Source organism: Streptomyces sp. NPDC029466 (genome assembly GCF_055574515.1).
In genome coordinates this window covers 1-20,482 of record NZ_JBVHZH010000047.1, presented here as the reverse complement: position 1 = coordinate 20,482, position 20,482 = coordinate 1, and the positions used below count along the sequence as shown (strand labels likewise).

Below are 20,482 nucleotides of genomic sequence, written 5' to 3'. Positions count from 1 at the left end.
TGCCCGAATCGAAATTGGGGGCATCTTGAAACTTGGCGTCATTTCTCGTTATCACGCCGGAAACCTGGATGCTGCACTGTAGCGGCAGGGTGGACCGTGTGGACGAGCCACGGGGGGCAACGATGCGGAAGGACACCTGCATGCAGGGCACATCGGCGCTGCGTCGGTTCCGCATGCCGCTGCTCGCCGTCATGGTGATCCTGACCTTCCTGCTGGGCAGTACGGCGGATCCCGACATGGACCGGGCCACGTTCTCCGGCTCGCCCACCGCGAAGTCCGCGAGCGCCCTGCCGGCCGTCAAGCCGAGCTACGACAGCACCGAGGAAAAGTCCAAGCGCGCGGCCGAGCGCGGCCAGCCCCGGCGCACCGTCCGGACCGCCGCCGGCGTCCCGCACCACACCGGCCGTCCGCTGCCACCGCTCAGCGGCATCGCGGCACCGCACACCCTCCCGGCATCGGGCCACCCCAAGGCCGGCAGCACCACCAAGGCCGCCTCCAGACCGGCCGAACTCCCGCTTCTCCACTGCGTCTTCCGCTGCTGAGGGCGCCGTGGTGGCCTGCCCCACCAGCCGCGCCTCGCACATTCCCGCGCCACCACCCCCACAGTGGCACCACTCATCAGCAGGAGACCTCCTCGTGGAGACCTTCATCCAGCATGCCCGGGGCCTGATGGCCCGTATCGCCGAGGGCCGCGACGAACAAGAGACTTATGGCCGCCTCGCGGCCGGCCAGTCGCCCCTCGCCCTGTTCATCACCTGCTCCGACTCCCGGGTCGTACCGTCCCTGATCACCGGAGCACGGCCCGGTGAACTCTTCGAGCTGCGGACCGCCGGCAACGCCGTGCCCGTGTACCAGGAAGGCATGGCGGCCTGCGCGGAAGCCGCGACCATCGAGTACGCGATGCGCGTGCTCCGCGTGGCCGACATCGTGGTCTGCGGTCACTCGCACTGCGGCGCGGTCGGCGCCAAGGCCCGCGGCGAGGACCTGACCGGCGCTCCGGCCGTAAGGGACTGGCTGGCGCAGGCGCTGTCCGACGAACTGCCCAGCGACGAGGAGCCGACGGTCGCCGCCGCGGTCCAGCAGCATGTACGCCAGCAGGTCAGCCGGCTGCGCGACTACCCCTGTGTACAGGAGCGACTGGCCGCCGGAGAGGTGAATCTGCACGGCTGGTTCTACGAAGTGCACACCGGCATGGTGGCGGCGCATCACCCGGCCACCGACCTGTTCCTCCCCCTCTGATGGCGGGGTCGGATCTCATGAAGCGTTTCACCTCCTTCCGGGCGGACTTCACCGCCTCTCTCGTCGTCTTTCTCGTAGCCGTCCCGTTGTGTGTGGGGGTGGCGGTCGCCTCGGGTGTCCCGGCTGAGCTGGGTCTGGTCACCGGTGTCGTCGGCGGCCTGCTCACCGGTCTGCTCCCGGGCAGCAGCCTCCAGGTCAGCGGGCCCGCCGCCGGTCTGACGGTGCTGGTCTTCGAAGCCGTCAAGGAGTACGGCCTCGGCACGCTCGGTGCGCTGGTACTGGCCGCCGGTCTCCTCCAACTGGTCATGGGTGCACTGAAGTTGGGGCGCTGGTTCCGGGCGATCTCGGTCGCCGTGGTCCAGGGCATGCTGGCCGGCATCGGCCTGGTCCTGATCGCCGGGCAGCTCTACGCCCTCACGGACGCCAAGGCACCGGGCAGCGGGCTCGCCAACATCGGCGGGTTCCCCGGCCTGGTCACCTCCACCGCGGGGTCGCCGGACGCGCTGGCCGCGCTCGCCATCGGTGCCGGCACCATCGCCGTCCTGGTGCTGTGGCCGCGCTGGCGGCCGGCCGCACGGGTCCTCCCCGCGCCGCTGGCCGCGGTGGCACTCGCCACCACCGCGGTGTGGGCACTGGACATGCCCGTCGCCCGGGTCCAGGTCAGCGGGCTGCTGGACGCGATTCAGCCCCCCGGCCTCGACGACCTCGGCCGGCTCGGCAGCTTCGGTGTGCTCGGTACGGTCCTCGCCTTCGCGTTGATCGCCTCCGCCGAGTCCCTGTTCAGCGCCGCCGCGGTCGACCGGCTGCACGACGGGCCGAAGACCGACTACGACAAGGAGCTGATGGCTCAGGGTGCGGGCAACGCCGTCTGCGGTGTCCTGGGTGCCCTGCCGATGACCGCCGTCATCGTCCGTAGCGCCGCCAATGTGCAGGCGGGCGCGAAGACCAAGGCCTCGCGGGTGCTGCACGGTGTCTGGCTGCTGGTGTTCGCCGCGGCGTTCCCGGCCGCGCTGGGTGTCGTTCCGGTGGCCGCGCTGGCGGGTGTCCTGGTGCATGCGGGCTGCAAGCTCATCCCGGTGCGTGCGCTGGGGCCGCTGTGGCGTGAGCACCGCGGCGAGGCCGTGGTCCTCCTGGTCACCGCGGTCGCGATCGTGACGGTCAATATGTTCGAGGGCGTGCTCATCGGTCTGCTGCTGGCCGTCGCGAAGACGGCCTGGGAGACCTCCCATGTCCACCTGGAGGTCCAGACGCCGGAGGACACGGCGGAGCCGGTGCAGGTGCGGGCCGTCGGTAACGCCACCTTCCTGCGGCTGCCGAAGATCCTCGACCAGCTCGACGCGCTGCCCGCGGACCGGGACGTGGAGCTCGATCTGAGCGGGCTGCGCCATCTCGACCACGCCTGTGGCGCCGCGCTCACGAACTGGGCCGAGCAGCACCGCCGGAGCGCCCGTGAGGTGGAACTGGTGTCCTGACCACCGGTCTGCCCGACCGCCGTCCGGCGGTCGGGCAGCCTTGGCCCCCTACGCCGGCCGCCGGTCCGGCTGTCCCCGTACCCGCCGATGAGGCGTCCCGGGGCAGCCGCCGGTGGCCGGCGCCGTGCTGTCCCCGAGCGGCCGGGGCTCAGTCGCGTTCCGCGTCCACCGTGGGCAGCCGTGCGTATGTCCGCGGTGCGCGGTGGCGCAGGCGCAGTGCCACGGCGACCCCGAGGGCGAAGGCGAGCGGCAGGGGTGCCAGCAGTGCGAGGTTGATACCCGTCGGTGCCCCGGTCAGCAGGCCGAAGTCGCGGCAGACCAGCACAAGGAGGACGGCCAGGCCGGCGCAGGCCGTCAGCGGTGCGGCCACCACCCGCCAGGCGGGCAGCCCCCGGCGGTCGCGCCGGAAGAACCTGTGGACGGCGAGGGCGGCGAGCGCCTGGAGCAGCATGATGCCGACGATGCCGGTGCCGTTGCTCCACAGGAAGGTGACGGCGTACGGGTCCCGGCCGGAGAGGCTCGTGGCGAGCACGACGGCGAGGGCGATGCCCGACTGGAGGGCGACGGCGGCGACCGGGGAGCGGTGCCGGGCGGTGACGGTGCCGAGGCGGTGCGGCAGCAGGCGTTCCCGGCCGAGGGCGTAGAAGTAGCGGGTGGCGCCGTTGTGAAAGGCGAGGGTGGCGGCGAAGGCGCTGGTGGTGATGAGGAGGTGCATGGCGTCGGCGGCCCAGGCCCCGGCGAACCGTGCGGTGGCGGCGAAGACCATTCCGTTGCCGACGGGGCCCTGCGCGACCGTCTGCGCGCGGTCCGCCCCGTAGGCATTGAGCACCGTCCAGACCGTGAAGGTGTAGAAGAGCGCGAGAAAGCCGACGGCGGTGCAGGTCGCGCGCGGCACCGAGTGCTCCGGCCGCCGCACCTCCTCCGCGTAGACCGCGGTGGCCTCGAAGCCGATGAACGCGCCGACCGCGAGCACGAACATACCGCCGGCGCCCGCGGTGCCGAGGTGCGCCGGGGAGAGCGCGCCGAACTGCGGTCCCTCCGGCCCGCCCCCGTGCGCGTACACCGCGGCCTCGAACACCAGCAGGATCAGCACTTCGAGGCGAGCGCGAGGGCGAGCACCTTGGCGCTGAGGGCTACTTTGAGACATCCGAGGACACCGATGGCGACGAGCCCTGCCGTCGCCCAGGCCCCCCAGGGCACATGGACCCCGGTGAGGTTCCGGAAGCCGGACTCGGTGAACCAGCCGAAGACCGCCAGCAGCCCGACTTCGATGGCGTTGTACGAGAGCACGGCCACATACGCCGAGCCGGCCCCCGTCGCCCGGCCGAGCCCGCGCCCGATGTAGGCAGCGAACGCACCGGCGTTGCGGACGTGACGGCTCATCGCGGTGAAGCCCGCGGCGAAGACGATCATCAGCAGCCCGGAGAGGAGATAGCCGAGCGGTGCCGCCTGGCCGGCCATCCCGATCGCCACCGGCGCCGCGCCGGCCGTCACGGTCAGCGGGGCGGCCGCGGCCACCACGAAGAAGACCAGGTCACCGGCGCCGACGACGTTCCGTCCGAGGGTGTGTGCGGTGTCTGGTGCGGGGGCGTCGGCAGCGGCCGACCGGGTGCTCATGCGCGAGAACGTAGGCGTGGCGCCGGCTCGTACGGAAGACCGCGCGAGAGGCACACCAGGGGCTCGCACGGACACGACGGCGGAGCCCGGAATATTGCACCCGCCCCGGTTGTTGAGTGATTGTCAGGACCGTGCCGGGTGGCGCCGACGCCCCCGGACGCCGGCGATGTCACGTTGTCTACGGAGATGGGACGGACCGCATGCCTCTTCAGGGTGAGTACGAGCCGAGCCCGGCGCAGTGGGTACGCGATCAGGTCGAGCAGTACGAGACCTCCGGAGGCCGGGAAGGCACGACGCTGCGCGGGATGCCGGTCGTCGTCCTCACCACCCGGGGCGCCAAAAGCGGCAAGATCCGCAAGAGCCCGCTGATGCGGGTGGAGCATGACGGGGCGTATGCGGCGGTGGCCTCCATGGGCGGTGCGCCCCGGCACCCCGTCTGGTACCACAACCTCGTGGCCGATCCGCGGGTGGAGCTCCAGGACGGCCCGGTGCGCCAGGACATGACGGCCCGTGAGGTCACCGGCGCGGAGAAGGCGCTGTGGTGGGGGCGGGCCGTCGAGGCCTTCCCCGATTACGACGACTACCAGAAGAAGACGGAGCGGGAGATCCCGGTCTTCGTGCTGGAACCGGCGGCTACGGCACACTGACCTGCCGCCCGCACGCTCAGAGGGTCACCAGGGAGACCTCGGTGGCCTTGACGCTGGCCCATACGGACACACCGTCGGCCAGGCCGAGTTCCAGTGCCGCCGAGGGGGTGATCTCGGCCACCAGGTCGGGCGCCTCGGTCGAGGTGATCAGGACCCGCAGCCGGCTGCCCGCTGAGGTCAGTTCGCGGACGGTGCCCGGCCAGACGTTGCGGGGGCTGCCCGTGGGCCGGTCGAGGTGTACGGACACGGCCTCGGGGGCGATGATCGCCAGCGCTCGGGCGCCGTCGGGGAGCGGGTCGGCGATGACCAGCCGACCGCCGTCGGTCAGGGCGAGGGCGTCGCCGGTGACGGTGCCCGGCCAGGCGTTACGGCCGAGCATCCGGGCGACCCAGGGCGAGCGCGGGTGCCGGGTGACCTCGGCGGGCGGGGCGTCCTGGAGGGCGCGCCCGTCGTCGAGGACCAGGACCCGGTCGGCGAGGGAGACCGCTTCGACGGGGTCATGGGTGACGATCAGACAGACGCCGCCGAACTCCGCGAGATGGCTGCGCAGGGTGTGCCTGACCCGGGCACGGGTCGTCTGGTCGAGCGCCGCGAGCGGCTCGTCGAGCAGCAGCAGACGGGGGCGGGCGGCCAACGCCCGTGCCAGGGCGACGCGTTGGGCCTGTCCTCCGGAGAGCTGGGCGGGCTTGCGGTGCGCGAGGTGGCCGACGCCGAGCCGGTCGAGCCACTGCTGTGCCGTGCGGCGGGCGTCACCGCGCGGGGTGCCGTGGGCGCGCAGCCCGTAAGCGGTGTTGTGCAGGGCGTTCAGATGCGGAAAGAGCGCACCGTCCTGGGGCACCCAGGCGACGCCGCGGCGGTGCGGGGGCAGCGCGGTGACGTCCGTGTCGCCGAGGCGGAGCGCGGCGCGGGCGCGCGGGGTGAGGCCGAGCAGGGCGCGCAGCAGGGTGGTCTTGCCGGCGCCGTTGGGGCCGACGACGGCGATGGTGGTGCCCGGGTCGGCGTCGAGGGTCAGCCGGTTGAAGCCGGTGACCTCGGCGTGCAGCGGCCAGCGCTCCCGGTGCGCCGCGGACGGTGCGGCGGACTCCTCGGCGTCTGCGGCGGGCGGGGCCGGGGCGCCGGTGTCGTCGGCGGCGGGTACCCGGCGGGCCGTGCGGTCGGTGCGGGTGGCGCCGGTCCAGCGGCCGCGCAGACAGACCAGCACGGCCATCGCGATGACCAGCAGCAGCAACGAGACCGAGGTGGCGGCTTCCGGGGAGTCCTGGAGCAGCAGATAGACCTGGAGCGGCAGGGTCTGGGTGGTGCCGGGCAGATTCCCGGCGAAGGTGATCGTCGCGCCGAATTCGCCGAGCGCACGGGCCCAGGTCAGCGCGGCGCCGGCGGCGAGGCCGGGGGCGACCATGGGGAGGGTGACGGTGCAGAAGACCCGTACGGGGGAGGCGCCGAGGGAGGCCGCGGTCTCCTCGTAACTCGGGCGGAGTCCGGCGAGCGTGCCCTCCAGGCTGATGACGAGGAACGGCATCGCGACGAAGGTGGCCGCGATTACCGCGCCGGAGGTGTGGAACGGCAGCACGATGCCGAAGGTGCCCTCCAGCCACGGGCCGAGCAGGCCACGGCGGCCGAAGCCGAGCAGCAGCGCGACACCGCCGACGGTCGGCGGCAGCACCATCGGCAGCAGCACCAGCGAGCGGACCAGCGCCTTGCCGCGGAAGCTGACCCGCGCCAGCAGCCAGGCCAGCGGAACTCCCAGCAGCAGCGCGAGCCCGAGCGCCCAGAAGGACACCAGCAGCGACAGCCGGAGCGCTTCGAGGACACCCGGGCTGGTGAGGTGGGTGCCGAGGTCGCTCCAGTTGGCGCGGGCGAGGATGCCGAGGAGCGGCAGCAGCAGAAAGGCGACGGCGACCAGCGCGGGCACGGCCAGCACGACGGGGGTGCGGGCACCGGGCGCGCGAAACCTGCCTGCCGGGGGCGGGGTGAGGGTGCGTCTCATCGGGGTTCCTCGCTCGGGGCGGGCCCGGCGGCTCGCGCCCGGGGCTGTCCACTCCCCCGAGCTGGACAGTCCCGTGCGCGCCCGGCCGGATTACGGCTTCTGGAAGCCCGCCCGCTGAAGGATCTGCTGCGCCTCGGGCGTGCTCAGCCACTTCACGAACGCGGCGGCGGCAGCGGCGTGCTGGGACGCCTTCAGGGGCGCGGCCGGGTAGGAGGCGACGGCGTTCTGCGCGTCGGGGAGGTCGACGGCATCGACCTTCTTCGGTGCGATGGCGGCGTCCGTCTTGTAGACGAGCCCGGCGTCGGCCTCGCCGAGTTCGACCTTGCTGAGCACCGCCCGTACGTTGGGCTCCTGGGAGACCGGCTTCACGTGCAGCTTCTGCGCGTCCAGGACCTGCTGGCTGTAGCGGCCGACCGGCACCTGAGAGGCGGCGAGTACGACCTTCAGCTTGCTGTTGGTGAGGTCCCTGAGGTTTGCGATCTTCTTGGGGTTGCCCTCACCGGTGACGATGACCAGGCGGTTCTTGGCGATGACGGTGGGCTTGCCGACATCCACCTTGATCCCGTCCATGGTCTTGGTGTCGGCGGTGACCACCGCGTCGGCGGGGGCCCCCTCCCGGACCTGGGCGGCCAACTCCTGGGAACCGGCGAACGAGAAGTTCACCTTGGTGCCGGCGTGTTCCTTCTCGTACACCGCACCGGCCTTCTTGAAGACATCGGTCAGCGAGGACGCGGCGAGCACGGTGAGCTCCGCCTTGGGGACGGCGCTGCCGGACTTCTCGGCGTCCTTGTCCTTCGTGCCGTCGTCGTCGCCACCGCAGGCGGTGAGGGGAAAGAGCAGGGCGGCGGTGACGAGCCCGGCGGTGGCGCGGCGCGCGGTGAAGAGCTGGGACATGAGGCGGGACTCCTTGGAACCCAGGACGACGGGGGTCGTCCTAGCGGATGGGAAAAGCCGCGCCGTGGACGGGCGGCGCCGCTGAGATGAGGCAGCCGGCCGGTGGGGGACGGTGGTCGCGGATCGGCTGTGGTGCTACCGCGGTGTGTCAGGTGCGGTCGATGTGCACGCTGGTGGACTTCACGCGGGCGGTGGCCTGCATGCCGACCTCCAGGCCCAGTTCCTCCACCGCTTCCCGGGTCAGCAGGGAGACCAGCCGGTGCGGACCGGCCTGGATCTCGACCTGGGCGGCGACATCGCCGAGGGTGACGGCGGTGACGATGCCCGGGAAGGCATTGCGCGCGGAGGTGTACGAGGCGTCGTCCTCACCCGTGCCGCTCTGCGCCACCTCGATGGAGAAGGCGGCCAGATCACGGCCGTCGATGAGGCGGCGGCCGCCGTCGTCGCGATGGGTCGCGACCTTGCCGGCGTCCGCCCAGCGGCGCGCGGTGTCGGGGCTGACGCCCAGCAGCCGCGCCGCCTGGCCGATCGTATAGGACTGCATGTGCGACAAGGTAGGCAACATCGGCTCGCATCTGCAACCAATAGTGCGTAGCTCTGTAGCAAATGCCAGTCACCTTAGAGGAAAGGACGAGGCCCGGCAGCCGGGCCCGGCCCCCGGTTGGGGGCGCGACCTTGCTCCGTTCCGGCCGCCACCCACGGACACCCGTCCGGCACCGCAAGGCATCCCGGCGGCCGGGCGAACCGTGACTACAGTGCGGACCGGAGCGGGAGTTACGCCCACGTCTCCCCCCACTACGTTCACCTTCCCCACTCCCGGTGAGGCATGGCCATGAGCCTGAGCATCCGTAACCAGATTCCCGGCACCGTCGCCGCCGTCACCCCCGGCGAGGTCATGGCGACCGTCAGGGTCCGGCTGGCCGGCGGCCAGGAGATCACCGCCGCCATCACCCGGGAGGCGGTGCGAGAGCTGGGCATCGAGGCGGGTTCCGCGGTGCGCACGCTGATCAAGTCCACCGAGGTCGCGCTCGCCACCGGGCCGGTCGAGGGCCTCAGCATCCGCAACCAGATCCCCGGCACCGTCACCGAGGTGGCCACCGGCGGCGCGATGGCCGGCGTCAAGGTGGCCGTCGCGGGCGGCGAGCTGACCGCGGCCATCACCAGGGACGCCGCCGAGGACCTCGGCCTCGCCGCCGGCTCCGAGGTCATCGCACTGATCAAGTCGACCGAGATCGCACTCGCTGCCTCCTGAGCCAGCAGGACCGGCGCATCGCCGAAGTCCGCGTCGAGCTCCGCCCAGGACGGCGACCGGCGCATCTCTGAACCACGGATGCGAGGCTGTTGCACACTTTTCCTCGCTGGCGCGAGGCGCGATGGGGGGAGAGGGAGGCATCTAACGGGGCAGGACGGCGGACCATCGGGACGGGACAGCCGTCGGGACGGCGCAGGGCGAGCAGGACCGGGCCGAGCCGGGCCCACGCCGCCGTCGGGGCCGGCCGCCGCCCCTGCCGGAAGCACCTCACCCCCCACCCCACTCCGGGTGATCACCAAGCAGGACTATGACCTTGATCGTCTGGCATTTACCATGTGGGAACTCGCCTTCGCCTGGTGAATGTGAGGTGCCGGGACCGTGCCCGGCAGCCGCCCAAGGAGCCCGCACATGCACGTCCACGACCTCCTCCAGCTCGACTCGTTCGGGGCGCTCGCCGCGGCAGACCCGGCCGATGGCGCGGCGCTCGATGCCGCGCTGCGCGCCTGCGGGCTGCCCGCCTCCGGCCCGTACCGGGTCGTGGTGGCCACGACGGTCGACGAGGAGCGCGACCGGGCGGTGAAGGCGCTGGCGGAGGCGCTACGGCACTCCCCCGGTGAGCCGGGTGCGACCGGGCGGCTCCCGAACGGTGAGGCGGTGGCCATCGTCCCGGTGGAGCCCGACACCGAGCCGCGGCGGTCGCTCGCCGAGCTTTGGCCGGCGCTGTTTGCCCGTCGGCCGCAGATACCGCTGCACGCCGGGGTCAGCGGCCCGGTGCGCACCCCGGAGGGCCTCAACTCCGCGCTGGGACAGGCGCGTTACGCGCTGGCGGCGGCGCGCGCGCAGGCCCCGGAGGAGGCCCGGGTGACCGCTGTCGAGGACCTCAGCACCCTGGGCGCCCTGCTCGCGGGAGTTCCGGAGGAGGTCCGTACGGCCTTCAGGAGCCGGGTGCTGGGGCCGCTGGCGCGCGACGGCTCGCACCGGATGCTGCTGGAGACGCTGGAGATCTTCCTCGCGCATCACGGGTCCTGGGCGCGGACGGCCACGGCGCTCCAGCTGCATGTGAACTCGGTGCACTACCGCATTCAGCGCATCGAGTCGCTCACGGGCCGCGACCTGTCCCGGCTGGAGCACAAGCTGGATCTACAGGCGGCGCTGCTCTGCCGCTGAGCGCCGCGCGGTGGGCCAGGCGGGCCGGTCGACGCACGGATGGACGGCTCAGCGCCGGTGGTCCGTCAGGTCGATATGCACATGGGTGGACTTCACCCGGGCGGTGGCCGTCACCCCGACCTCGATCCCCAGATCCTCGACCGCCTCCCGGCTGACCACGGACACCACCCGGTGCGGTCCGGACTGGATCTCGACCTGGGCGATCACATCGTCGAGGGTCACCCGGGTGACGATCCCCGCGAACGCGTTCCGCACGGAGGTCAGCACCTCGCCGGGCACCGCATGCAGGCCCGCGGCTCGCTCCTTGGCGAACGCCGCCAGGCTCACCCCGTCGAGCACACGGTTTCCGGCACCGTCCCGTTCCATCCGCAGCTGACCGCCATCGGCCCAGCGCCGGACCGTCTCCGAACTCACACCCAGCAGCCCCGCTGCCTGACCAATGCTGTACGTGGGCACCCCCGCACTCTAGGGCAGCGGCCGGGCCGGCCCCGCAGTGCCCGCGCGACGGCTGACCGGGCGCAGGGGCGTCCTTGTCGCGGCATCCACCTGCCCGCCGGGGGCGGAGCGGCGGCGCCGGTAATAGTGCACCGTCAGGATGCCGAGCAGCGGGCCCCAGGCGGTGAGCGGCGCATAGGCGATCCAGAAGGCGACGACCTGCCAGCCGTGGGCGGCCATCCCCTCGGGTTCGCCGGTGATCTTCAGGCCGAGGGCGGACATGACCATGGCGTAGGGGAAGACCAGCAGCGCCACCGAGCCGAGACCCGCGGGGAGGACGGCTGCCAGGACCGGCACGGGGCGCCCGCGCAGGACGGGGATCCAGCGCGGCCACACCTCGCCCCACCGGGCGACCAGCCCGACCGCCAGGAACGCCAGCGCCTCGCTGAACACGCTGAGCCCGATGAGGTACCACCACTCGCCGTCGAACGGCTCCGGGCCGGCCGGGGCCGTCGCGTCGTGGTCCAGCAGTGGTGCGTTGAGGTTGATTGCCGCGATGCGCCAGACGCAGGAGGGCAGTGCGAGCAGGGTGATGGCGTAGGCGGTCCGCTCCGCCCAGCGGGGCACGCCCGGCATCGTCCGGCCGTGCAGCTTGGTGAGCATGGTGCGAGCGGGCATGGGGAATCTCCTCGTTCTCGTGCGGGCCGGCGGTGGCTGTGCTTCCGCCGATCCGGGAGCGGTCGGTGCCGGTGCTCTCCCAAGGTCGCTGCCGCCCCTGGCCCGGGGCATCCCTCGCAGGACGGGGCCGGGTCACCCGTGCGGAGGAAGGCGGTCTGCATCAGACGCAGGGGGCGCGAGGGGGAGGCGGCGCCGTCCGGCAACCGGAGCGACGGGCCCGCCCGTCCGGGCCCGCCCCCGGGGCCGCCCCCGGGGGCCATCCGTGTCGCGTGAGGACATCCGAACAGAGCAGTCCGATCCGCCATCAGCGGGTCTTCCGCACTCTGGGCGCCAGCGCGCCATACCCCCGGCTGCCGAGCCCGATAAGTCGCCATCTGCGGTGCGGATCAAGGAAGTTGGTGAGCGCGGGACTCACTGAACACCCATCACACCAACCCGAAAGATTACGATTTGCACCATTTCTCCTCTTGCGCCCGAATTATGCCGATGTGAATCTGGTATCCCATTCGTCGAAGGAGTTGATCGCATGGTTACGGATCGCACAGCGCCGGTCGAGACGGCCGCCCTGGCCGCCGAGGTCGAGGGACTGCTTGAACCCGCCGAGGCCGACGGTGTTTTCCGCGATACCCGCGAGTGTGGAGGTGCGCTGCTGCTGGCCGCGCTGCTCCTGATCTCGCCCCCCACCCCCCGGCCGAAGACTGACGTTCGCTAAGGCTGAGGGGAAAGCGTTGGCTGAACAGACGCAGGGAGCAGTCCCGCTGAGCGCTGTGATTGCCGATGCCGCAACCGGGGTCGCCCTCGCCCTGCGGGGTGAGGGCGACCCTTATGCGTTGTCCGGCATTCTTCGGCAGAGCGATGTGCTGACTCCGGCCGCCATCCGGGTACTCGGTGCCGACGCGCTCGCGCCGTACGCCATGGACCAGATCGGCGCGGCCGTCGGCGCGGACGACGAAGCGGTGGTCCGGCAGGCGCTGGCGGCCTATCCGCCGGGAGCGGATGCCTCGGAGGTCTCGGTGTGGAGCTACCGGGGCCTGGTCGAGGCCTCGCATGCGTTTCTCCCCGGAGGCGCACAGCAGTGGCCGTCGCCGCCCGAGGCCGCCGCCGGCTGGGTCGACCACGATCCTTGGCCCAAGCTTTCGCACCGGGTGTCCCAGGTCGCGGCGCTCGCACTGCCCGGGCTGGCGCCCGGTCTCACCGAGCAGCTGGCCACCCGTACCGACGATCTGGCCCGCGGCTTCGTCCGGGCGGTCCGCCGCCGGGACTGGCTGCAGGCGGCCGGCCTGGGCCGCTGGCTGGCACGGCTGCCCGCGGCACCACAGAGCCTGGGGCTCGACAGCGGGCTGGCGTTCGTCCGCCAGATGGGTGGCGGTGACCCCCGGGTGGCGCTGCATGTCGCGGCCGCCCAGCGTTTCTACGGACGGGGTTGGTGACCGGGGACCGGGGCGGCGACCCCGGGCTGTTGGACCGGATGGTCCGCGACAGCCTGGGGTGGCTGGACGAGGCACGCCCGTTCTTCCGCCTGCCCTCGAACGTGACCACGGACGCCGATCCCAATCTGACCCTCAAACCCCTGGGTGAGCTGGCCGAACTCACTCAGCTGATCGGGGTGCTGCACCCGCGGGACGACATCCGGCAGACGGCCCGCGGGCTCTTCGCGTTCGCCTGGAACGAGACCCGCGACGGTGAGCTGTTCGCCGAGCTGATCCGCGGTGAGCCGTTCGCGACCTATCCGGTGGAGCTCTACGGCGTCTTCGCCCAGGCCGGGCTGCGCCATGCCGAGGCCGATGCGCTGACCGAGACCACGACGCGGCTGCGCGGCTGGCGGGTGGCCCGCGAGGACCACACCCGCACGCTCGGCGTGCTCAACGCGGAGCGGCGGATCGGGCTGCGCCAGCACGCCGACTTCGGCGCCGTGCTCGCCCTGACCGGCCTCGGCCGGCTCCCGGAGCCCTGGGCGCTGGACCGCAAGGCGGCGTACGGCATCACCCATGACGTCTTCCACCTCACCGACTGGGGGCGCAACCGGCAGCGGCTGTCCCCCGAACTCGCCGACTACCTGCGGCTGTGGGTCCCCTCCTGGCTGGAGAACTGGCTGGCGGAGCAACTGTGGGATCTGGTCGGTGAGTTGCTGGCCGTGACGGCCTGTCTGCCCGCGGCCCCCTACGATGCGGCTGCCTGGCAGCGGCTGGCCGGCGCACAGGCGGCCGACGGGAGCGTGCCCGAGCTGGGTGCCGCCCCGTCCTCGGGCGACCGGGCCGAGGCGTTCACGGCCTGCTACCACTCCACCCTGGTGACCGCGTTCGCCGCCACCCTCGCGCGTATCGCCTCCGACGAGGCCGAGGCCGGTCCCCCGGCCGGGAACGCGGCGACGGCGGGCGGGCGGACCCCCTGCGAAAGCGAGACTGCCCCGTGACCGTGACGGCCGCATCCCCCGCCCTGCTGCACCGCGTCGGCGACCGGGCCCTGACCTGGCTCGACGACCATCGTGAGCACTTCCGGCTGACCCCTGAGGACTTCGCCAACAACGGTGCGGTCGTCGAGCGGCTCAAGCCCATCGGGGAGCTGGCACTCAATATGCATGTGCTGTTCCGCGAGGGCGTGGCCGGCTCCCGGCAGAAGGAGCGGGCCGGGAAGCTGCTGGACTTCACCTGGCGGGAGCTGCTGGACGGCGGCAACGTACTGGCCCGGCTCCAGCACGACGAGCCGCTCTCCCCGGTGCCCCTGGAGGTCTATGCGACCTTCCACGAACTGGGCCACCGTCATCCGGGGCTGGAATCCGCGCTGGAGGTGTGCCGGCGCACCACCACCTGGACGGCGCTGGAGATGATGCCCAACCGGCGGCTCGGCGTGCTCAATGCGGAACGCAAGCTCGGCCTGCCGCCCAGCAGCGACTTCGACCAGGCGGTGGCGCGCACCTGGCTGGGACAGCTGCCGGAGCCGTGGACGGTGCAGCTGCACATCGCCTACGACCTCACCCACACCGTCTTCCACCTCACCAACTGGGGCGAGTCCCCCGAGCAGATCCCGCCGGCCATCGCCGACTATCTGATGCGGTATCTGCCGGCCTGGATGGAGGACTGGGCGGACCTCGAACACTGGGATCTGCTCGGCGAACTCCTGGTCGTCGACGCCTGTCTGCCGCGGCCGACCCTGGACGCGGAGCTGTGGGAGCGCTACGCCGCCGCGCAGTCCGCCACCGGCGCGATGCCCATCCAGCGCCGGATGCCGCAGGGCGACGCGGCGCGGGTCTTCGACCTGGTCCACCACCCCACCCTGGTCGCCGCGTTCGCCTCCGCGATGGCCACGTCCCGGGCCCTGTCCGCCGTCGGATGAGCCCCGAGCGCCCCGGAGCCGGGCTCGCCGACCGTCTCGCGGACGCGGTCTCCCTGATCGACGCCCCGGACATCGTGGTGGCCGTGACCCGGCGCGGCCGGCGGACCGTGATGACCGGCGGTTCGGCCATGGCACCGCCCACCCCCCGGCATGCCCTGCGCTACGAGCTGGGGTCGCTGTCCAAGACCTTCACCGTGCTGCTGCTGGCCGATCTGGCCCGGTCCGGTGTGCTGTCGCTGGACGATCCGCTCGCCGCGCATCTGCCGGAGCTGCCGCTGCCGCATCCGAACTCCCGCCGGATCACCCTGCGGCATCTGGCCACCCACACCTCGGGACTGCCGCGGATCCCCGCCGATCTGATCGCCGGGGCGCTGGTGCACCCGTACGCCAATGGCTATGCCCGCTACGACACGGAGCGGCTGCTGCACACCTTCGCCCGGACCCGGCCGCGGCACCGGCCGGGCACCCGCTGGCGCTACTCCAACTTCGGGCTGGCACTGCTCGGCCCGGCCATGTCCCATGCCGCGGGCGCCGGCTACGCCACCCTGCTCACCGACCGGGTGCTGAAACCGCTCGGTCTCAAGGACACGACCCTGGGCCCCGGCACCACCGGAACCGACGCCATCGGCCACCGGACGAACGGGGTGACGCCGGTGCGCAGCGCCGACATGGGAGCCTTCATCGCCGCAGGATCGGTCCGTGCCACCCCCGGCGATCTGCTCAGCTACCTCGAAGCGCACCTCTCCCCCGAGGACACCCCGCTGGCCGGGCCGCTGCGCGACGTGCAGGTGCCGCTGCTGCGCCGCGGCCTGCGGAAGCGCGACACCCATACCCTGACGTGGTACCAGCATCCGGCCGCCCGCGGCCCGCTGCTCTTCCATGTCGGGGCGACCTTCGGCCAGCAGGCGTTCCTCGGCTACCACCCGGCCACGCGGACCGGCCTGGTCGCGCTGGCCACCCGCCGCGGCCGCACCTGCCACATGATCAGCACCGGCTACGAGCTGCTGTACGCGCTGGCCGCCGCCCCCGCGCCCTGAAGCGGGGAACGCCGCCGGTCAGAGGTCGCCCGCCAGAATCCGGGCGAGCGAGGTCCCCGGGCGCTCCTCGCTGGCCCGGTGGAAGAGCTCCGCGTACGCCGCGTCGCCGATCGCCGCACGGGCCCGCTGCTCGCACTCCTCGCGGACCGCCCGCAGTTCCGGGGTGCCGCGCTGCGGATGCCCGACGGTGCGCCAGATGGCCTGGCCGCTTCCGTAGACGCGGGCGGCCGCGGCACCGTCGCCCTGGGCGGCGACTGCGGCCGCGAGCAGATCCAGACCGAGCGCGATCCCGAATTTGTCGCCGATGCCCTGCTTGGCCGAGAGCATCGCGCGGGCGTGCTCCGCCGATTCCTCGGGGCGGCCCTGGAGCAGCGAGATCAGCGAGAGCTGGTAGTCGGTGTAGGAGCGGGTCCAGTATTCGCCGCGCTCCACACAGCCGCGGCGCAGTGCGGTCGCCTCGGCACGGGCCCGGGAGAGCTCTCCCAGTCCGGTGAGCGCGAAGATCTGTACGAGCTGGCAGCGCAGCCGCCCGGGAGAGTCGAACGGGTCGTAGGGCGGCGGGCCCAGCACCTGTTGCGCGACGGTGTGCGCGGACATCGGGCGGCCGGCGATCAGATGGGTGAGGCCGATGAGGTAGCCGGCCGCCAGTACCGCCTCCCCGTCGTCGGACGCCCGCGCCGCACGGGCGCACTCCAGACCCAGGGCGTCGGCCAGCGCCAGATCGCCCTGGAGCAGTACGGCGACGCCGAGCGCCCACAGCGCCCGGGTGCGGGCCGGGCTCGGCTCCGGCTGGGCGGCGAGGGACCGGGCCACGTATTCGCGGGCCTCGTGCAGATGGCCGCAGCAGCTCCAGAAGAGGCCGATCGAGGCGCTGAGCTGCTGGGCGCGTTCCGGGTCGGTGACCAGGAGGTGGTCCAGTGCGGTGCACAGGTCGACATGGGCGTCGGCGACCCGGCGGTACCAGCTGACCTGTTCGGGGCCCAGCCAGCCCAGTTCGGCGCGGCGGCCGAAGTCGGCGAAGTGCGCGGCGTGCCGGTCGGCGAGGGCGGTCACCTCGTCCAGTTCGGCCAGCCACATCCGGCCGTACTCGCGCAGGGTGTCGAGCATGCGGAAGCGGGTGCCCTCGCGGGTGAGCACCGACTTGGCGGCCAGGGCGGCCAGTGTGCTGCGTACTTCCGGTCCGGTGAGCGGCCCCCCGGCGCACACGGCACTGGCGGACTCCTCGTCGAAGGTCCCGCGGAAGACGGACAGCCGGGCCCACAGCAGCCGTTCCAGCGGTGCGCACAGCTCGTGGCTCCAGCCGATGGCGCAGCGCAGGGTCCGGTGCCGCGGCAGCCGCACCGGGCCGTCGGCGGGGTCGAGGGTGTCGAAGCGGGAGGTGAGCCGCTCGGCGATGCTCTCGACGGAGCTGTGCGCCAGCTGGGCACCGGCCAGCTCCAGGGCCAGCGGGATGCCTTCGAGGCGGCGGCAGATGACGGCGGCGGCCTGGGCATGCAGCGGAGTGGTGAGCCGCAGTCCGGGGGCCGCGGTACCGGCCCGTTGGGTGAACAGGGCCAGCGCGTCGTTGTCACCGGTGTACGGCAGCGGGCCGATCTCGGTGGTCCACTCACCGACGATGTCCAGCGGCTGTCTGCTGGTGACCAGCACGGTCACGCCGGGGGCGGCGGTCAGCAGATCGCCGAGGAGGTCGCGGCAGGCGTCGACGAGGTGTTCGCAGGAGTCCAGCACCAGCAGCAGCCGCTTGTCGGCGAGCCATTCGCACAGCGCGGCCACCGGGGTCCGCGCCGTGTGGTCGGCCAGGCCGACGGCATCGCAGACGCTGGCCACCAGCAGCCCGTCCCCCTGCAAGGGCCACAGATCGGCCCAGCAGACCCCGTCGGGAAACCGGGCCGCCGCCGCACGCGCGGCCCGCATCGCGATCCGGGTCTTGCCCACACCACCGGGCCCGGTCAGCGTGATCAGCCGGTGCTCCGTCAACTCGTCATCGATCCGCCGCAGTTCGGCCTGCCGGCCGACGAAGCTGGTCGATTCCTCGGGAATGTTGCTCGCCACCGGCCCAGTTTGCCCCAGCCGCGGCCTCCTGCGGTCCGGTGGTGGCAGCGGGCCGGGGCGCGAGGTTGACGGCGGCCGGCCGGACGGCGGCTGCTCCGTCAGGGCGTGACGACGGGAAAGGTGGGATGCGGCGTGCTGAGCAGGCCCAGGAACTCGTGCAGTGCCCCCGTCTCACCGTGTTGTGCGGCCTCTCCCGGCCCCTCTCCGGTGAGCAGGCCGAGCAGCTGGGGTTTGGTGAGGGTGAGGGTGAGATCCGGGGTGCGTTCCTCGGACGGGGTGGGGGCACCGGGCGTACTGACGTAGGTGAGGGCCCCGTGGGAGAGCGTCAGCTGCCAGGTGCGGTCCTCGTCGGGGAGGTAGAGGTCGAGGGCGAGGGCGGTGGACCAGGCGCGGGGGCCGTCGATACGGATGGCGAGCGAGTCGATGAGGTGGTCTACGGGCAGGGCCGTCGCGAGGTCGGGGTGGACGGTGTCCGGCGCGGCCTCGGCGAGGCTGCCGCGCAGTTCCATGGCGCCGGTGAGGTAGAAGTTGCGCCAGGTGCCGTTCTCGCAGCCGTAGCCCAGCCGTTCGTAGACGAGGGCCAGTTCGCGGCGGGCACGGAGGTTCTTGGGGGCGGCGAAGACGGCATGGTTGAGGAGGGTGGCGGCGAACCGCAGATCGCCGTCGGCGGCGTAGCGCTTGCCCGCGTCCACCGTCGCCTCGACGCCGCCCATGGTGTCCACGTAGCGCCGGGCCTGTTCGGCCGGCGGATGCTCCCACAGATGGGCGGGGTTGCCGTCGAACCAGCCCAGGTAACGCTGGTAGACCGCTTTGACGTTGTCGCTGAGCGAGCCGTAGTAGCCGTGGTGGGCCCAGCCCTGCTCCAGGCCCGGCGGCAGCCGCAGCTCCTCGGCGATCTCGGCGCCGGAGAGCCCCTCGTTGAGCATCCGGACCGTCTGGTCGTGCAGATAGGCGTACAGGTCACGCTGGTCGGCCAGCAGGGTCTTGACGCGGTCCTTGCCCCAGGTCGGCCAGTGGTGGGAGGCGAAGGCGACCTCGGCCTCGTCGCCGAAGAGCGCGAGCGCCTCGCCCAGGTGGTGGGACCAGGCCCGGGCGTCGCGGACGGCACCGCCGCGCAGGGTCAGGATGCTGTGCATGGTGTGGGTGACGTTCTCGGCCAGGCAGAGCGCTTTGTGCACCGGGAAGCAGAAGTTCATCTCCGCGGGGGCCTCGGTGCCCGGGGTGAGCTGGAAGACGAGGCGGATGCCGTCGACGATCTCCTCCTGTCCGGTGCGGGTGATGTCGACGGTCGGCGGAATGAGGCTGGTGGTGCCGGTGGAGCGGGCGGCGCCCAGGCCGCAGCCGATCTGGCCGTCCGGCCCCTTGGGGAGCTCCGCGCCGTACATGTAGACGGCGCGCCGGGTCATCGCCGTGCGGGCGTAGACGCCCTCGCTGACCGCGTGCTCCAGGAAGCCGGCCGGGGCGAGCACCGGCACGGGGTGATGGTTCGGCGGCAGCACACCGCGGCCGCCGCCGAAGTGCGCGCGGTGCGAGTGGGTGTAGATCAGGCCGGTGACGGGCCGGTCGCCGCGGTATTTGCGGTAGAGCTCCAGGGCCGCGGCGGCGGTCTCGGTGGAGAGCAGCGGGTCGATGACGATGACGCCGTGGTCACCTTCGACCAGCGTCATATGGGAGAGGTCCAGACCACGTGCCTGGTAGATCCCGTCGGTGACCTCGTACAGGCCCTGCCGGCTCACCAGCCGGCCCTGCCGCCACAGGCCCTCGTGCGCGGTGTCGGGGCAGTTTCCGGCCAGGAAGGCATAGCCCTCGGCGTCCCAGATCACCCGGCCGTCGTCCGCGGTGACCTGGGGCGGGTCGAGCGCGGCGATGAAGCCACGGTCGGCGTCGGCGAAGTCTTCGTGGTCATCCACGGGTACAGCGGTCACGGGGCGCTACCTCTCCGGGGCGGCGGGCCACAGTCGGAAGACCCATGCCACCGATTTAACCCAATGTGCCGGGTTGTCGCATGCGTGCGGGCGCCCACCGGGAACCACCCGCGGGCGCCCTGCTGCCGCCTTGCCACCGGCGCGGCCTCGACGGCACCGAAGCGACCGGACTGCGCACTGCGCCGCCCGTTCGTCCGCGGTCCGATCGCCGTCACCGACCTCTCCACTCAACGGCGTTACGGGCAGAGCGCGAGAGGGCACAACAACGCAGGCGGCACCGCGCCCTTGACGCCTTGCTCAGGCAGCCCTGACGCGCTCACCGGAGCGATGCCCCAGGCCCTTCGCCCTGCCTCCACGGCTCGGCCGTCCGTACGACCGGGAGAGGAGGGACGCCCCTGTCCCCGCATCACGACCGCGCTTTCGCCGAGCTCACCGAATCCTTCCGGCACGATGCCGCCCACCGCCCCCGCCCGGTCTTACGCGGGCCGGCCCGACCCCGTCCGCACCACCGCTTCGCCTGGCTGGCCCCGGCCGCAGCGGCGGGCATACTGGCCGCCGGTGTCGTGCTGGCCCACGGCCTGCTCCTCGCGAGCGGGCTGGTGCTGGCCGGGCTGCTGGGGCAGCTCTCCGCGTACGGCCGCGACCGGCGCCGCTAGGGAGTGTCTTCAAATGATCTCGGGTGGTGGATCATGGTCGGGTGATACGTCGCCATGAACTGTCCGATGCTGAGTGGGAGTTCGTCCGGCC

At 72.4% G+C, this 20,482-nt stretch carries 20 protein-coding genes; 11 read left to right on the top strand and 9 right to left on the bottom strand.

Annotated features, from left to right (window positions below; all coding sequences use genetic code 11):
- The first annotated feature begins 140 nt into the window (after positions 1–140).
- The 3 genes from ACZ4XD_RS29910 (at position 141) to ACZ4XD_RS29900 (ending at position 2,711) form a co-directional block, all read left to right on the top strand.
- Positions 141–542, top strand: a complete 402-nt coding sequence (locus ACZ4XD_RS29910; protein WP_468047134.1) for a hypothetical protein — start codon at positions 141–143, stop codon at positions 540–542.
- 94 nt (positions 543–636) lie between these two features.
- On the top strand, positions 637–1,239 hold the full coding sequence (locus tag ACZ4XD_RS29905; protein ID WP_468047132.1) for a carbonic anhydrase: 603 nt from the start codon (positions 637–639) through the stop codon (positions 1,237–1,239).
- Positions 1,240–1,256: 17 nt separating this feature from the next.
- The gene (locus ACZ4XD_RS29900; RefSeq protein WP_468047130.1) at positions 1,257–2,711 is read left to right on the top strand and encodes a SulP family inorganic anion transporter; all 1,455 of its coding nucleotides are present in this window, start codon (positions 1,257–1,259) and stop codon (positions 2,709–2,711) included.
- A gap of 148 nt (positions 2,712–2,859) precedes the next feature.
- Here ACZ4XD_RS29900 and ACZ4XD_RS29895 read toward each other — a convergent pair whose 3' ends face one another.
- Both ACZ4XD_RS29895 and ACZ4XD_RS29890 read right to left on the bottom strand, forming a co-directional pair.
- Positions 2,860–3,804, bottom strand: coding sequence for an APC family permease (locus tag ACZ4XD_RS29895; RefSeq protein ID WP_468047128.1), 945 nt, complete (start codon positions 3,802–3,804; stop codon positions 2,860–2,862).
- Entirely contained in the window at positions 3,798–4,328 is a 531-nt protein-coding gene (locus ACZ4XD_RS29890; protein WP_468047126.1) for a hypothetical protein, read from the bottom strand. The genes ACZ4XD_RS29895 and ACZ4XD_RS29890 overlap by 7 nt, the downstream gene beginning before the upstream one ends.
- A 200-nt stretch (positions 4,329–4,528) precedes the next feature.
- Here ACZ4XD_RS29890 and ACZ4XD_RS29885 point away from each other — a divergent pair, with 200 nt between their 5' ends.
- On the top strand, positions 4,529–4,975 hold the full coding sequence (locus ACZ4XD_RS29885) for a nitroreductase family deazaflavin-dependent oxidoreductase (protein WP_468047124.1): 447 nt from the start codon (positions 4,529–4,531) through the stop codon (positions 4,973–4,975).
- 16 nt (positions 4,976–4,991) lie between these two features.
- Here the strand turns inward: ACZ4XD_RS29885 and ACZ4XD_RS29880 are convergent, their stop codons facing one another.
- From ACZ4XD_RS29880 to ACZ4XD_RS29870, 3 genes are all read right to left on the bottom strand, one after another.
- Complete coding sequence (locus ACZ4XD_RS29880) at positions 4,992–6,962, bottom strand: ABC transporter permease (protein WP_468047122.1); 1,971 nt, start codon at positions 6,960–6,962, stop codon at positions 4,992–4,994.
- A 90-nt stretch (positions 6,963–7,052) separates the two neighbouring features.
- Positions 7,053–7,856 carry a molybdate ABC transporter substrate-binding protein gene (modA, locus tag ACZ4XD_RS29875; protein ID WP_468047120.1) on the bottom strand — a complete coding sequence of 268 codons (804 nt, stop codon included), beginning with the start codon at positions 7,854–7,856 and terminating at the stop codon, positions 7,053–7,055.
- 148 nt (positions 7,857–8,004) lie between these two features.
- Complete coding sequence (locus ACZ4XD_RS29870; protein ID WP_388194014.1) at positions 8,005–8,400, bottom strand: TOBE domain-containing protein; 396 nt, start codon at positions 8,398–8,400, stop codon at positions 8,005–8,007.
- Between the two features lie 288 nt (positions 8,401–8,688).
- On the opposite strand from ACZ4XD_RS29870, the gene ACZ4XD_RS29865 reads away from it, so the two are divergent.
- Positions 8,689–9,108, top strand: a complete 420-nt coding sequence (locus tag ACZ4XD_RS29865) for a TOBE domain-containing protein (RefSeq protein ID WP_468047118.1) — start codon at positions 8,689–8,691, stop codon at positions 9,106–9,108.
- A gap of 408 nt (positions 9,109–9,516) precedes the next feature.
- Positions 9,517–10,275, top strand: a complete 759-nt coding sequence (locus tag ACZ4XD_RS29860; RefSeq protein ID WP_468047116.1) for a PucR family transcriptional regulator — start codon at positions 9,517–9,519, stop codon at positions 10,273–10,275.
- 48 nt (positions 10,276–10,323) lie between these two features.
- Here the strand turns inward: ACZ4XD_RS29860 and ACZ4XD_RS29855 are convergent, their stop codons facing one another.
- Both ACZ4XD_RS29855 and ACZ4XD_RS29850 read right to left on the bottom strand, forming a co-directional pair.
- Complete coding sequence (locus ACZ4XD_RS29855) at positions 10,324–10,731, bottom strand: TOBE domain-containing protein (RefSeq protein ID WP_468047114.1); 408 nt, start codon at positions 10,729–10,731, stop codon at positions 10,324–10,326.
- 9 nt (positions 10,732–10,740) lie between these two features.
- Positions 10,741–11,388, bottom strand: a complete 648-nt coding sequence (locus ACZ4XD_RS29850; protein WP_468047112.1) for a hypothetical protein — start codon at positions 11,386–11,388, stop codon at positions 10,741–10,743.
- A gap of 526 nt (positions 11,389–11,914) precedes the next feature.
- Here ACZ4XD_RS29850 and ACZ4XD_RS29845 point away from each other — a divergent pair.
- The 5 genes from ACZ4XD_RS29845 to ACZ4XD_RS29825 all read left to right on the top strand — a co-directional run bounded on the left by ACZ4XD_RS29845 (position 11,915) and on the right by ACZ4XD_RS29825 (position 15,758).
- A complete protein-coding gene (locus tag ACZ4XD_RS29845) occupies positions 11,915–12,100 on the top strand; it encodes a hypothetical protein (protein WP_018091704.1) in 186 nt (61 codons plus the stop codon).
- A 118-nt stretch (positions 12,101–12,218) separates the two neighbouring features.
- Positions 12,219–12,818: a hypothetical protein gene (locus tag ACZ4XD_RS29840; protein ID WP_468047109.1), complete on the top strand. Its 600-nt coding sequence runs from the start codon at positions 12,219–12,221 to the stop codon at positions 12,816–12,818.
- On the top strand, positions 12,815–13,801 hold the full coding sequence (locus tag ACZ4XD_RS29835; RefSeq protein ID WP_468047107.1) for a DUF6895 family protein: 987 nt from the start codon (positions 12,815–12,817) through the stop codon (positions 13,799–13,801). Before ACZ4XD_RS29840 ends, ACZ4XD_RS29835 begins: the two co-directional genes overlap by 4 nt.
- Positions 13,798–14,721 (top strand): DUF6895 family protein, encoded by a 924-nt coding sequence (locus ACZ4XD_RS29830; protein ID WP_468047105.1) that lies wholly within the window; start codon positions 13,798–13,800, stop codon positions 14,719–14,721. The genes ACZ4XD_RS29835 and ACZ4XD_RS29830 overlap by 4 nt, the downstream gene beginning before the upstream one ends.
- Positions 14,718–15,758, top strand: coding sequence for a serine hydrolase domain-containing protein (locus ACZ4XD_RS29825; RefSeq protein WP_468047103.1), 1,041 nt, complete (start codon positions 14,718–14,720; stop codon positions 15,756–15,758). The genes ACZ4XD_RS29830 and ACZ4XD_RS29825 overlap by 4 nt, the downstream gene beginning before the upstream one ends.
- A gap of 18 nt (positions 15,759–15,776) precedes the next feature.
- Here ACZ4XD_RS29825 and ACZ4XD_RS29820 read toward each other — a convergent pair whose 3' ends face one another.
- Positions 15,777–17,810: an ATP-binding protein gene (locus ACZ4XD_RS29820; protein ID WP_468047101.1), complete on the bottom strand. Its 2,034-nt coding sequence runs from the start codon at positions 17,808–17,810 to the stop codon at positions 15,777–15,779.
- A 98-nt stretch (positions 17,811–17,908) separates the two neighbouring features.
- Positions 17,909–19,735 carry an alkyl/aryl-sulfatase gene (locus ACZ4XD_RS29815; protein ID WP_468047099.1) on the bottom strand — a complete coding sequence of 609 codons (1,827 nt, stop codon included), beginning with the start codon at positions 19,733–19,735 and terminating at the stop codon, positions 17,909–17,911.
- Positions 19,736–20,482 lie beyond the last annotated feature (747 nt).

Coding starts and splice junctions, on each gene's coding strand:
- ACZ4XD_RS29910 (WP_468047134.1), top strand. CDS start 141: ATGCAGGGCACATCGGCGCTGCGTCGGTTCCGCATGCCGCTGCTCGCC.
- ACZ4XD_RS29900 (WP_468047130.1), top strand. CDS start 1,257: ATGAAGCGTTTCACCTCCTTCCGGGCGGACTTCACCGCCTCTCTCGTC.
- ACZ4XD_RS29890 (WP_468047126.1), bottom strand. CDS start 4,328: ATGAGCACCCGGTCGGCCGCTGCCGACGCCCCCGCACCAGACACCGCA.
- ACZ4XD_RS29885 (WP_468047124.1), top strand. CDS start 4,529: ATGCCTCTTCAGGGTGAGTACGAGCCGAGCCCGGCGCAGTGGGTACGC.
- ACZ4XD_RS29880 (WP_468047122.1), bottom strand. CDS start 6,962: ATGAGACGCACCCTCACCCCGCCCCCGGCAGGCAGGTTTCGCGCGCCC.
- modA (WP_468047120.1), bottom strand. CDS start 7,856: ATGTCCCAGCTCTTCACCGCGCGCCGCGCCACCGCCGGGCTCGTCACC.
- ACZ4XD_RS29870 (WP_388194014.1), bottom strand. CDS start 8,400: ATGCAGTCCTATACGATCGGCCAGGCGGCGCGGCTGCTGGGCGTCAGC.
- ACZ4XD_RS29865 (WP_468047118.1), top strand. CDS start 8,689: ATGAGCCTGAGCATCCGTAACCAGATTCCCGGCACCGTCGCCGCCGTC.
- ACZ4XD_RS29860 (WP_468047116.1), top strand. CDS start 9,517: ATGCACGTCCACGACCTCCTCCAGCTCGACTCGTTCGGGGCGCTCGCC.
- ACZ4XD_RS29850 (WP_468047112.1), bottom strand. CDS start 11,388: ATGCCCGCTCGCACCATGCTCACCAAGCTGCACGGCCGGACGATGCCG.
- ACZ4XD_RS29845 (WP_018091704.1), top strand. CDS start 11,915: ATGGTTACGGATCGCACAGCGCCGGTCGAGACGGCCGCCCTGGCCGCC.
- ACZ4XD_RS29825 (WP_468047103.1), top strand. CDS start 14,718: ATGAGCCCCGAGCGCCCCGGAGCCGGGCTCGCCGACCGTCTCGCGGAC.